This window comes from Streptomyces sp. NPDC001513 (assembly GCF_042894695.1).
Classification (GTDB): domain Bacteria; phylum Actinomycetota; class Actinomycetes; order Streptomycetales; family Streptomycetaceae; genus Streptomyces.
The window spans coordinates 441787-453852 of record NZ_JBIAVU010000002.1 but is presented as its reverse complement, the minus strand read 5'-3'; the positions used below and the strand labels follow the sequence as shown (position 1 = coordinate 453852).

Genomic DNA, 12066 nt, shown 5'->3' with positions numbered 1-12066 from the left:
GAGGCTGCGGCGTGGGCATGACCTGCCGGATGGTGGTCGGCGCGCGGGCCGTGCCTGCCTCTCACCTCACCAGGGCAGTTCGCCGGCGTCATTGAAGAACCTGCCGGTCGGGCCGTCGTCGGGGAGGGTCGCGAGCGTGACGGCGATCGCCGCGCCCTGCTCGGGGGTGCGTACGCCGCGGAAGCCGTTGAGGTCGGTGGCGACGTAGCCGGGGCAGCCGAGGTTGATCAGGATGTTCGTGCCGCTCAGCTCCCGGGCGTACTGGAGGGTGACGGCGTTCAGGAACGTCTTCGACGGCGCGTAGGCCACGGCCACCGGGCCCGCCGTCTGCTCGGCAGCGGTTCCCGACTGCCGGGTGAGGGAGCCGACGCTGCTGGACATGTTCACGATCCGTGGTGCGGCGGAGCGGCGCAGCAGCGGCAACATCGCGTTGGTGACGCGGATGACGCCGATCACGTTGGTCTCCACGACCGTCCGGATGGTGGCGGGATCGACCCGGGTGGGCTCCTGCGGCATACCGCCGGTGATGGCGGCGTTGTTGACGAGCACGTCGAGACGCCCGGCCCGGTCCTCGATCAGCCGTGCGGCGGCGCTCGCGCTCGCGTCGTCGGTCACGTCCAGCGGTACGCCGAACGCGTCGACGCCGGCCGCACGCAATCGCTCCACCGCGGCCGTACGGCGCCCGTCGTCGCGGGCGCCGACACCGACACTCCAGCCGAGGGCTCCCAGGCCCGCGGCGATCTCGTACCCGATCCCCTTGTTCGCGCCGGTGACCAGCGCAATCGTTCGTTCGCTCATGGTCATCATGCTGCCCCGCACCCCGCCGCGAGGTCCAAGACCGATGAGGTGGGCAGCAATACCCTCCGGGTATTGATCCCGGGTAGCGTGCGCGTATGGAGACCAGGGAACTGCGCTACTTCGTCGCGGTCGCCGAGGAGCTGCACTTCGGGCGCGCCGCGCAACGGCTCGGCATCGCGCAGCCGCCTCTGTCGCGGGCGGTCCAGCAGCTCGAACGCCGGCTCGGGGCAGCGCTGCTGGACCGGACCAGCCGCACCGTCACGCTGACCGAGGCCGGCTCGGTGCTGCTGGTCGAGGGCCGAGCGGCCCTCGACGCGGTCGACGCCGCCGAGCGCCGGACCCGGCGCGCCGCCCTTTCCACCCCCGGCCGTCCCGGCCTGGTCCTGGTCACGAAGGCCAGCGCGTCCCGCGAACTGCTGGCGGAACTGCTCGACGCGTACGCCGCCGAACCCGGCGCGGTCCCCGTCGACGTCATCCTGTGCGGGCCGGCCGAGCAGGCACGACTCCTGCGCGAGGGCCGGGCCGACGTGGCGCTGCTGCACCGTCCGTTCGACTCGACGGCCGGGTTCGACACCGAAGAACTCGGTACGGAGGGCCAGGTCGTGGTCCTGCCGGCGGGGCATCCGCTCACCGTCCGGGCCCACGTGCACATGGCCGACATCACCGGACTGCCGGGCCTGCCCCTGCCACGCTGGCCGGACCCCGACGGCACCTACCCGTCCGGCCCCGGCCCGCAAGTCCGCGATCATGCGCAGCTGTTGCAGCTCGTCGCGCTGGGCCGTGCTTGCGCGGTCTCACCGGAGTCGTGCCGAGCCCAACTGCCCGACGACCTCGCCGCCGTGCCGGTGCTGGACGCGCCGACGGTCACCACCGTGATCGCCTGGCCGTCGCACAGCCGGTCCACGGCGGTCGCCGACCTCGTCCGAACCGCCACACAACTCGGGCACGTTGACCACGAACGCTGCTGACACCGTTCACCCGGCCGGCGCTTCGGCGATCCACTGGGCGAGGGAGAGCAGGGTGGCTTCGACGCTGTCCGTCATGTAGTCGCGCAGGGCGTCGAGGTCGCCGCGGGTGGTGCCCAGCACGCGGTCGAGGCGCAGGAGTTGCCAGGACTGCTCGACGACGCTTCCGCGTCCCCGCGCGTGGCAGGTCCAGCTCCACTGCACGATGCCGTCCTCGGCGCCGCCCACCACGAAGGCGAAGGCGGCGCCGGGGTCGGCCCGTACGACCTGGGAGCGGGTGGTCCACTGCCTGCCGTCCTTGTGGTTGCGGCCGCTGAACCAGGCCCCGACCCGGGGCCCGGCGCCCTGGTCGAAGGTGACGTCGCTCGCGTTGGGGCTCCAGCGCCCGATCGCGGACACGTCACTGACCAGGTCGTAGACCCGGGCGGGCGCGGCATCGACCCAGGCGCGCCGGGTGAAGGTGAAATCCGATGCGTCCAGGACCTCGAAGGGGTCGTGCGCGCTGCTGGTGCTGGTGCTGGTGTTCACGGTGTTCACGGTGTTCTCCTGGACGGGTGGGGTGGTGCCGTGTGTCGGCGACGCCCACGTCATCACCGGTCGTCCCGGGGAGCCAGACCCGCCGGTGCCTACCCACGCCAGGGTCAGGCTGTGCGTTCGGGCCCGGCCCATACTCGGAGCCATGAACGCAAAAGTCCGGCTCGGGGAGTTCCTCCAGACGCGGCGCTCCCAGCTGCGACCGGAGGATCTCGGGATACCCGGCTACGGGGAGCGGCGCCGGGTGCCCGGTCTCCGACGCGAGGAGCTGGCGTCGCTGGCGGGTGTCAGCGTCTCCTACTACACCCGGCTGGAACAGGGGCAGTCCCTGAACGCCTCACCCCAGGTGCTGGACGCGATCGCCCGGGCCCTGCGGCTGGAGGAGGCCGAGCGCCTGCACCTGCACGACCTGGCCCGGTCTTCGGCCACCGGCTCGGGCCGAGGCCGCCGGCCCGCCCCCGAGCGGGTGACGGAGGCGACCGGCCAGCTGCTGGAGGCGCTGGCTCACGTCCCGGCGATCGTGACCGGCCGCCGCAGTGACGTCCTGGCATGGAACCGGCTGGGCCACGCGCTGTTCGCCGGACACCTGGACCCGGGCGCCCCGGACCGGCCGGCGGAGCGGCCCAACATGGCCCGGCTGGTGTTCCTCGACGCACACACCCGTGATCTGTACGCCGACTGGCCGGCCAAGGCCAGGGCAGTGGTGGGGAATCTGCGCCTGGTCGCGGGCCGGCATCCGGACGACACCGCGCTCCACGCGCTGGTGGGTGAACTGAGCGCGAAGAGCGCCGAGTTCGCCTCGATGTGGGCCGACCACCGCGTCACCGCGTGCGCCGTCGCGACGTACGAGATGAGGCATCCGCTGGTCGGCCCGCTGACCGTCACCCAGCAGACCCTGAGCCAGGACCAGGGGCAGAACATCGTGGTGGCCACCACCGAGGCCGACTCGCCCTCCCGGACCACGCTGACCCTGCTCGCCCAGGTCGTCAGCCCGCAGCACGAACAGGCGCGACAGGGAATCCGGGCCAACTCCGGCTGACGGCACCCACCCAACTCCCGTGCGTCGGCGTACCGCTGCCGCATGCCCGAAAACAGTGAAGGAACCATGTTCAGGAACAAGCACACGCTGTCCAAGACCGCCGCGGCAGCCGTCGTACTGACCGGGGCAGCGGTCGTCGCGGCCACCCCCGGCGTCGCGTCGGCCGTCTCCGCCCCGCTGAGCTGCGCGCGCATCGCCGCGCACTTCGACCTGGCCCGGCACCAGACGCCCGAGAACATCGCGCTGGCTCCCGACGGCAGCGCGTACGTCACCTTCGCCGCCGCCCGCCAGGTCGCCCGTATCACCCCCGGGGGATCCACCCGGATCCTGGCCACCCTGCCCGCACCCGCCGACGGCGGCGTCCACACCCCCGTCCTGGGCTTCGCCCTGACCACCGGCATCGTCCGCGCGCACGACGGCACGCTGTACTTCCTCTACGCCACCGGCACCGCCGACCTGACCGGCCTGTGGCGCCTGCGCCCCGGCGGCACACCCCAGCGCATCGCCGCGCTGCCCGCGGGCGGCCTGCCCAACGGCCTCGCCCTGGACCCGCGTACCCGGACCCTCTACGTCACCGACTCCGTCCTCGGCACCGTCTCGAGCGTGCCCACCACCGGAGGCACCCCCCAGACCTGGTCCACCGCCCCCGAACTGGCCTCCACCGGATTCCTCGGCGCCAACGGGCTGAAGATCCGGGGCGGGGCGCTGTGGGTCACCAACCTCGACCGGGGCACCGTGCTGCGCATACCCGTCCTGCGGGACGGTCGCGCCGGCCCGGTCCAGACCCGGGCCACCGGTCTGACCGGGATCGACGACTTCGCCTTCACCGGCCACGGCGACCAGATCCTGGCCGCCCTCAACGGCCCCGGCGAGGTCGCCCTCGTCCAGTCCGACGGCACCCACTCCACCGTCCTGAACGCCGCCGACGGCCTGCAGAACCCCACCTCCATCGCCCTGCGCGGGGACACCGCCTACGTCCTGAGCGCCGCGTACGTCACGGCGAAGGACCCCAACCTCCTCCTGGCCCACCTGAACGGCCCGGACACTCCTCGGCGGAGGTGATCAGGTCCCGACCGTAGTCCCGGTCCGTAGGGCCACTACCTCGATCGGGACGTGTCGTTGTCCTGGTGCGGGGTGCGTCGAGGCCTACGGGCCGAGGCACTGTGAGCCGGGCAGGGAAGGGCGTGGGGCGTTGGCAGCGGGGGCGTGGTCAGGGTCGGGGTCGGGCGGGCGGAGTGTGCTCGTGACGGGGGCGACCGGAGGATTCGGCCGGGTGATCGTGTTCCGTCTGGCGGGCAGCGGCTGGGACGTGATCGCCGGTGCACGCGACACGGACAAGGCCCGCAACCTCGTGGCGGAAGCCGCCGAGCGGGGGCTGGCCCTGCGCACCGTTCGGCTGGACGTCGCGTGCGAGGCATCCTGCCGCCAGGCGCTGCGGGAGTGCGCCGAGATGACGGGTGGCGGACCGTGGGCGCTGGTCAACAACGCCGGCATCCCACAGGCGGGCGCGGTCGCCGACGTGGACGACGAACAGGCCCGCCGCCTGCTGGAGGTGAATCTGCTCGGTCCGGCTCGGCTGTGTCGGCTCGTCCTGCCGGCCATGGCCGCCCGCGGCGGCGGCCGGATCGTCAACATCTCCTCGGGCCTGGGCCGGGTCCCCTGGCCGATGGGCGCCTGGTACAGCGCGGGCAAGCACGCCCTCTCGGCCCTCACCCACTGCCTGCGCGTGGAGGCCGCGCACCTCGGAGTCCGCGTCAGCCTGGTGGAACCCGGCGCGTTCGCCACCCCCATGCTCAGCCGTGCCCTGACCGACCTCGACGACCTCCGTGATCCGGCGAACCCCGGATACGAGAGCACCGCCCGCCTGTTCACCGCCGTGGACCGCCGGGTGCCCGGCCCCGAACCGGTGGCACGCACCGTCCAGGCGTGTCTGACGGCCCGCCGGCCGCGTCCCCGCTACGTCGTCGGCCGCGACGCCCGCTTCCTGATCCCCCTCCACACCCTGCTGCCACTGACTCTCACCGACCGCATCAAGCACACCGTGACCGGGCTGCCCCGCATCCCCGCACCCGCCACACCACCGAAACCCGAACCCGACGAAAGGCCTGAACCCGACGAAGAGCGCGACCGCGTGAAGGGGACGGCGTGAACCCGTACAGCCGCATCACCCACGCCGCAGTCCACCTGCCCGTCCGACGCCAGCGCGTCACCGAGATCGAGCAACTCCTCCACCGGCACAGCCCGGCCCTCAACCTCCCCGCAGGCTTCTTACGGCGCGCCTTCGGCCTGCACGAACGCGCCGTCGCCGACCCCGGAGAGCTGCCCTCCGACCTCGCCGCCCGGGCCGCCGCCCGCCTCTTGCACACCGCCCGCCTGGTACCTGCCGACATCGACCTGCTGCTGTTCGCCGCCGTCAGCGCGGACGTCCGCGAACCGGCCAACGCCCATGTCGTCGCGGCGAAGACGGGCCTGACCTGCCCGGCCTTCGACATCGGCAACGCCTGCAACAGCGTCATCAACGCCCTCCAGGTCGCCGACGCCCTCATCCGCACCGGCCAGCACCGCCGCGTCCTGATCACCTGCGGGGAAACCCTCACCCGCCTCTCCCGGTGGAACCTCACTCGCGATCAGCTGCGCACCGGACTGACCTCACTGACCGGTGCCGACCTGGGGGCCGCCCTTCTGGTGGAGTCCTCACCCGTGCCGGGCATCACCGGCTCGGTGTTCCTCGCCAACTCCGCGGGATGGCCCGCCGCCACCCTCTACGACCCCCACCACGCCCCCGGTCACCCTCAAGGTCTTCACGTCGACTCCGAGGCCCTGCTGGGCTCGTTCGTCGACCTTGACGTCCAGGCGGCCCAGTGGCTCAAGGAACAGCGCGTCGACGTCCGCGACCTCGACCTCGTCTGCGTCCACCAGCCGTCCGTGCCCTTCGTCGAAGCCTTCCGCACCCGCATGGGCATCGACACCCCGCAGATCATCCCCACTTTCGCGCACACCGGGAACGCCGCCGCCGCGACGCTGCCCCTGCAACTCGCCCACGCCGTCGGCCACCGCCGGCTGGCCCCGGGCGACCAGGTCGCCCTCTTCGGACTCGCCAGCGGCGCCAGCGCCGCGATGATGCTGCTGCGCTGGTGACATCCCGGCGACCGGGTCAGGGGATGCGGAGGCTGTCGAGGAGCCGCTCGTACATGGCCTTCAGGGCCTTCTCGTTCGCTTCGGGGCCGAGGGCCAGGGCCTGCACGAGGTGCTTGTCGTCCGCTATGAGGCGGATGAAGCCGGTCAGGGTCTCGTCCTCCGTCTCGGAGGTCAGGCGCGCGTCGAGGGCGGGACGGCCGTCGAACGTTGTCTTGTGCACGTTGCTGCTGGTCAGGGGCTCGGCAGTGTTCCGCATGTAGGACTCGAGTACGCGCTGGAGATGGTCCTCATGCCGATCACTTCCCGTGAGGTGAGGTGCTCGCCGACCGAGGGCCCGGTCGCCCGCGCACGGACCCTCACCCAGCGTCCGCCCCGATCGCTCCGGATGCACCCGGACGAACCGGAGGCACGTCCCTCAGGGCTCCGCCTGCCTGCTGGTGTCCGTACACAGCAGGGGCCGTTTCGGAGGAGATCCGAAACGGCCCCGTGGGTGTCCTGGGTGGGTGGTGGGTGGGCTCAGGTGGTGCAGGTGGTGCCCGGGGTGGGAAGGGTGACGGTGGTGAGGTAGTGGTTGGTGGCGTCCCTGACGCACTGGGAGAGCAGGAACATGCTGTAGTCGTCGCCCTCCCGGGCGAGGACCACGCTGCCGGGGAGCTGGGCGGCCATGGCCGGGCCCGCCTCGTACGGGGCGAGGGCCTGGCGGGTGGACTGGAGGATCAGGGCGGGCGGCGCGCCGTGTACCGGGGGCCCTGCCGTGACGGGCATGCTCGGGAGGGGCGAGCCGAGGCAGCCGGCGAGGGCCTTGTACGAGCGTACGGCGCCGCCCAGGTGCGGGGACACGCGGGCGAGTTCCCGTTGCAGTTCGGCGAGTTGGGCGAAGGTCTGCACCGGGCGGGCGCTGTCCAGGCAGGCGGGCACCTGTACCTGGACGGGGTCGAGGGTGTTGTCCGGATCGCGGGTGAAGGCGGTCGCGTCTCCCTTCTGCGCGTTGACGACGGCACGCGCCAGCTCCGGCCAGGTGAGACCGGACAGCGTCAGGTAGTCCTGCGTCGCCTCGCGGATGTCCTCACCGGTCAGCGGCCGGTGGGCCAGGCCCCCGGTCGGGATCGGCTCGCGGTCGGCCAGGGCGACGAGTGCGTCGTACTCGGCCGCGGCGTCCTTGCCGTACAGGGCGCAGTCCTGGGAGGTGGCGCACCAGGCGGTGAAACGGTTGAAGGCCGTCTCGGCGGCGGCCGCTTCCCGGGTGACCTGCGAGAGCGGCGGAGCGGTGTCGTCCAGGGCGGTGTCGAGGACCATCGTGCGCAGCGTGCCGGGGTACAGCCGGGCATAGGTGCGCCCGAGGAGCGTGCTGTAGTGGATCCCGTACCAGTTCAACTGGCGCTCGCCCAGGCCGATCCGGACCGCCTCGATGTCCCGCGCGGTGCTGGTCAGGTCGACGCGGCCGGTGAGGGGGCCGTTGCGGCGCAGGCAGTCCTCGGCGAAGGCGCGGTTGTGGGCCGCGAGCCGGTCGAAGGCGGCCTGGTCCTGTGGGAAGTGGCTCACTCCGGCGGGTTTGAGTTCTTCCCCGCACACGATCGGCGTGCTGTGACCCACTCCGCGCGGATCCACGGCGACGAGGTCGAACTTACGGGTCATGTCCCCGGCGAACTGCGGCAGCCCGATGCGCATCGCGAGCCGCAGCTGTTCGATCGAGGAACCGCCCGCGCCGTCGTTGAGCAACAGGGCACCCTGGCGGTGCGCCCCGTCGTCGGCGGGCCGGCGGACCAGCGAGAGGGTGAGGCTGCCGGAGTCCGGTTGGGACCAGTCCACCGGTACGGGGATCGATCCGCACTGCATCTGTTTGAAGTCCGGGTCGGCGCAGTCGTGCCACTCGATGCTGCGGGCGGCGCTGCCCCGGTCCTCCTCGTGCTCCGGCTGGGCGAGCGCCGGAACGGCCAGGGCGGTCGCGAGCACGGCCAGGGCGGCGGCCCAGCCGGCGTATCTGCGATGTCTTCTCATGTGTCGGTGTTCCTTGTTCGGGTGCCTCGGCCGTGTCGGCGGTCTGGGCCGTCTCGGACGTCTCGGACGTGTGGATACGAGGCGTGGTACGGGGGGATCCGAGCCGCGCTCAGCTCGCGTCGGCCTCCGGGTCGCTGTCGGGGATCCAGGAGCCGTGGATGCCGCCGGTGACCCGGCGCGGCAGGTGGACGGTGGCGATCCGGTCCAGCCCGGAGGCGTCGAGGACCAGGAGCTGGGAGGCGTCCTGCTTGAGGTCGGAGACGACGGTCAGCAGATAGCCGTCGTCCTCGCACGTGGCATGGGCGGCGGGGACGAACACGGCCTCGCTGGGAAGGCGGGCGTCACCGACCCGGTGGATGCGACGCGCGCCGGTGGTGCGGTCGTACTTGACGACGCCGTAGCCGCCGAAGCCGTTCTCGTCGGGGAAGGAGATGGCGTACCCGTAGCGGTTCTCGGCGCCCAGGTACTCCTCGTTGAGGGTCGGGAACTCCACCGGCAGGTCGTCGATGATCTGCTCGCCGACGGTGCCGTCGGCCAGGTCGATCACCCAGCGGCGCGTGTAGGAGCGGGTGTTGGGCTCGGCGCCGCGTCCGGGCGCGCCGACCCACCAGTTCCACGAGAGCCGGAAGCCCTCGCGGTCCACGGTGGGGCCTTCCAGGACGATGCGTCCCTGGCCGTCCTCGTAGGCGTTGGCCACGTGCAGCATGTTGCCCGGCTCGATGGAGAACCAGCGCACGTGCCGGGCGCCCTCGGTGCCGCGCGGCATGACACCGATGCGGGCGGGCTGCTGGTCGTTCCAGCCGTAGGGGATGCCGGAGTGCTCGGTGGGGTCGAAGGTGACGTTGCCCTCGATGAAGATCACGTGATGGCGGGTGAGGGCGAAGTCGTGCTTGAGGGAGGCGGTCGCCCCTGGCACCTCGGCGCTGTGGAAGAGCTCGCCCTTGGCGTCGGCCACGTAGTAGGTGAGGAACGGCGGGAACGGCGAGGAGCCGAAGAAGTGGAGCTCGCCGGTGACCGGGTCCTCCTTGGGGTGTGCGGTCATCGCGCCGGTCAGCTTGCCGTCGAAGTCGTAGGCGCCGACGGTGTCGAGGTCCCGGGTGAGCTCGAAGGGGAGGTTCGCCTCGCACAGGGCCAGGAGACGGCCTCCGTGTTCGATGACGTGCGTGCCGGCGGTACTGGCGGTCAGGTCGGGGCCGCGATCGGTCATGTACGGGGCGCCGTCGAGGGCAGGGGTGTGCACCCAGCGGTTGCGGTACCACTCGGCGCGGCCCTCGCGCAGCCGGATGCCGTGGACCATGCCGCTGCCCTTGAACCAGTGGGTGGGGGTCACGCCGGGCTTGGGGTTGTGGCTGTTGCGGATCAGCCGGCCGGTCAGCTCGGGGGGCAGGGAGCCCTCGACGGTCAGCTCGGTGGCGGTGATCTCGTCGACGGCCGGGGTGTAGTGGCCGGTCAGGTACGGCTTCGGGGCGGTGGTCATGGCGGGATCCTCTTTCTGTGGGTGAGGTGGGATGGGGCCTGGGAGTGCGTGGTCAGGCGGCGTGTTCGGCGCGTGCCTTGAGGTGGGAGAGCCAGCTCTCCAGGGAGTCGTGGAGGGCCTTGCCGAGCTCGTCGGTCGCGGCGTCGACCGGGGCGCCGCTCCAGGACTCCTCGGTGCGGACGGTGACCCGGCCGCCGGTCTCCTCGAAGGTCCACACGTGGATGCCGGTGATGCCGGCGGCGGGGCCGCCCCACACGATCCGCGCGCCGGGGACCAGCTCGCGCACGGTGGAGGTGATGTCCAGGCCGTGCGTCCGCCAGGTGAAGGAGGTGCCGGGGGCGAGCGGGGCGTCGAGCTCCGTCTGGTCGACGTCGGGGTTCCAGGTGGGCCAGGCGGCGACGGCGGTGTGGAGGTCCCACACCGTTGTGAGCGGGGCGTCGATCACGGTGGACAGGCGGACGATGACGGGTGCGGTTTCGTCGATGGTGACCATGGCTGTGTGTGCTTCCTGTGTGTCGGGATGTGCCGGTGGTGCGGGCCGATCCGGGGGTCCGGCGGCCCGGCGGTCTATCGGTTCAGCGGGATCGGGGAGGGCGGTGACGGCTCCGGGTCGGAAGCCGGTTGGGCCGCGGCGGTTGCGGTACGTGTGCCGGGCGGGCGGGTGAGGAACAGCGCGAGGAAGGCCGTCGCGGCCAACACCGCGGCGGAGACCGCGAAGGCGGTCCGGTAGCCGGCGGTCAGGGCCTCCAGGTGGGGCTGAAGGGTGGCCGCGTGGGCGGTGACGGAGCCGGCCAGGGTGGCGAGGGCGGCCAGGCCGATGGCGCCGCCGACCTGCCGGGTGGTGTTCACCAGTCCGCCGGCGAGCCCCGCGTCCTCCCGCGGTACGCCGTCCACGGCGAGTGCGGTGAGCTGGACGAGCGCGATGCTCAGACCCAGGCCGATCAGGATGCTCGGGCCGAGGATGTCGACGAGGTAGCTTCCGTCGGCGCGGATCCGTGACAGCCACAGCAGTCCGGCGGCCTCGGTGAGCAGGGACGCGGTGACGGTGACACGGGCGCCGATGCGCCGCGAGATGCGCGGGGCGAGGACGGAGCCGAGCATGTTGGCGGCGGCGAGGGGGAGTTGCCCCGCTCCCGTGACCAAGGGGCTGGATCCGAGCACCTGCTGCTGGTAGAGCGGAAGGAAGAAGAACAGGGCGATCCATACGGACCCCAGCAGGGCCATCAGCAGGTTGCCCGCGGCGACCCGGCCGGTACGGAACAGCCGGGGCGGAATCAGCGCGTTCGGCCGGCGGAGCTCGATCACGGCGAAGGCCACGAGCAGCGCCGCGGCGGCGCCGAGGGCGCCCAGCACCCCGGAGTCGGTCCAGCCGGTGCCGCGTGCGGTGGTGAGACCCCAGACCAGGCAGGTCAGGGCGAGGGTGACCGTGGCGGTGCCCAGCAGGTCGAAGCCTCCGGCCGCCGTCCCGTCCTTCCGCCCGGTCATCCGTCCGGTCATCTGTCCGGGTGCCAGGGGTACGAGCACCGCCACGGCGACCAGGACCAGCGTCGCTCCGAGTGCGACCGAGTGGAAGATCCAGGGCCAGCCCCAGGCCTGGGTGAGCGCACCGCCCAGCAGGACGCCGCCCGCTCCGCCCGCGCCGGACACCGCTCCCCACACGCCCAGTGCCCTGCCGCGCCCGGGGCCGGACGGGAACCCGTCCAGCGCCAGGGCGAGCGCGGCCGGGGCGATGGCGGCGGCGCCGACCCCCTGGAGGGCGCGGGCCGCGATCAGCACCTCCGAGGAGGCGGCCAGTCCCGCCGCCAGGGAGGCCAGCGCGAACAGCGCGAGCCCGGCGATGAGCACCCGGCGGCGGCCGAGGAGGTCGGCCAGCCGTCCGCCCGCCAGGAGCAGCGCCCCGAACGCGAGCCCGTAGGCGTTGACCACCCAGGTGGTCCCGCCGTCCGAGAGACCGGCCCCGGCCCGGATCTGCGGGAGCGCCACGTTGACGATCGAGGTGGCGAGCATCACGGTGAACTGGGCCGCGGCGAGCGCCGCGAGCACCGCTCCCGGCCGGGGGGCCCGGCGTACCGCCTGGTCCGTCTGTGTGCGTGCTGCGTTCATGACGCACAGACTCG

Annotated in this window: 12 protein-coding genes; 5 read left to right on the top strand and 7 right to left on the bottom strand. The window is 72.5% G+C overall.

The annotated features are described in order from the left end of the window. Positions 1 to 66 precede the first annotated feature (66 nt). On the bottom strand, positions 67 to 798 hold the full coding sequence (locus ACFYZ4_RS05640; protein WP_351287323.1) for an SDR family NAD(P)-dependent oxidoreductase: 732 nt from the start codon (positions 796 to 798) through the stop codon (positions 67 to 69). A 95-nt stretch (positions 799 to 893) separates the two neighbouring features. Here ACFYZ4_RS05640 and ACFYZ4_RS05635 point away from each other — a divergent pair, with 95 nt between their 5' ends. Beyond that, the gene (locus tag ACFYZ4_RS05635) at positions 894 to 1766 is read left to right on the top strand and encodes a LysR family transcriptional regulator (RefSeq protein WP_351287324.1); all 873 of its coding nucleotides are present in this window, start codon (positions 894 to 896) and stop codon (positions 1764 to 1766) included. Between the two features lie 6 nt (positions 1767 to 1772). On the opposite strand, the gene ACFYZ4_RS05630 is transcribed toward ACFYZ4_RS05635, so the two are convergent. Next, positions 1773 to 2300 carry an SRPBCC family protein gene (locus ACFYZ4_RS05630; RefSeq protein WP_351287326.1) on the bottom strand — a complete coding sequence of 176 codons (528 nt, stop codon included), beginning with the start codon at positions 2298 to 2300 and terminating at the stop codon, positions 1773 to 1775. Between the two features lie 142 nt (positions 2301 to 2442). Between ACFYZ4_RS05630 and ACFYZ4_RS05625 the strand changes: the two genes are divergently transcribed. The 4 genes from ACFYZ4_RS05625 to ACFYZ4_RS05610 all read left to right on the top strand — a co-directional run bounded on the left by ACFYZ4_RS05625 (position 2443) and on the right by ACFYZ4_RS05610 (position 6474). After that, on the top strand, positions 2443 to 3336 hold the full coding sequence (locus ACFYZ4_RS05625; RefSeq protein ID WP_351287328.1) for a helix-turn-helix transcriptional regulator: 894 nt from the start codon (positions 2443 to 2445) through the stop codon (positions 3334 to 3336). 66 nt (positions 3337 to 3402) lie between these two features. Then, positions 3403 to 4398: a hypothetical protein gene (locus ACFYZ4_RS05620; protein WP_351287329.1), complete on the top strand. Its 996-nt coding sequence runs from the start codon at positions 3403 to 3405 to the stop codon at positions 4396 to 4398. A gap of 175 nt (positions 4399 to 4573) precedes the next feature. Continuing rightward, positions 4574 to 5485, top strand: a complete 912-nt coding sequence (locus tag ACFYZ4_RS05615; protein WP_390783152.1) for an SDR family oxidoreductase — start codon at positions 4574 to 4576, stop codon at positions 5483 to 5485. Beyond that, entirely contained in the window at positions 5482 to 6474 is a 993-nt protein-coding gene (locus tag ACFYZ4_RS05610; protein ID WP_390783151.1) for a 3-oxoacyl-ACP synthase III family protein, read from the top strand. The genes ACFYZ4_RS05615 and ACFYZ4_RS05610 overlap by 4 nt, the downstream gene beginning before the upstream one ends. A gap of 16 nt (positions 6475 to 6490) precedes the next feature. Here ACFYZ4_RS05610 and ACFYZ4_RS05605 read toward each other — a convergent pair whose 3' ends face one another. The 5 genes from ACFYZ4_RS05605 to ACFYZ4_RS05585 all read right to left on the bottom strand — a co-directional run bounded on the left by ACFYZ4_RS05605 (position 6491) and on the right by ACFYZ4_RS05585 (position 12052). Further along, complete coding sequence (locus tag ACFYZ4_RS05605; RefSeq protein WP_390783150.1) at positions 6491 to 6730, bottom strand: hypothetical protein; 240 nt, start codon at positions 6728 to 6730, stop codon at positions 6491 to 6493. Positions 6731 to 6990: 260 nt separating this feature from the next. After that, on the bottom strand, positions 6991 to 8472 hold the full coding sequence (locus tag ACFYZ4_RS05600) for an alpha/beta fold hydrolase (protein ID WP_390783149.1): 1482 nt from the start codon (positions 8470 to 8472) through the stop codon (positions 6991 to 6993). Between the two features lie 109 nt (positions 8473 to 8581). Beyond that, complete coding sequence (locus tag ACFYZ4_RS05595; protein WP_390783148.1) at positions 8582 to 9949, bottom strand: carotenoid oxygenase family protein; 1368 nt, start codon at positions 9947 to 9949, stop codon at positions 8582 to 8584. Positions 9950 to 10001: 52 nt separating this feature from the next. Further along, the gene (locus ACFYZ4_RS05590; RefSeq protein ID WP_384346658.1) at positions 10002 to 10442 is read right to left on the bottom strand and encodes an SRPBCC family protein; all 441 of its coding nucleotides are present in this window, start codon (positions 10440 to 10442) and stop codon (positions 10002 to 10004) included. A gap of 74 nt (positions 10443 to 10516) precedes the next feature. Continuing rightward, positions 10517 to 12052: an MFS transporter gene (locus tag ACFYZ4_RS05585; RefSeq protein WP_351298153.1), complete on the bottom strand. Its 1536-nt coding sequence runs from the start codon at positions 12050 to 12052 to the stop codon at positions 10517 to 10519. Positions 12053 to 12066: the final 14 nt, after the last annotated feature.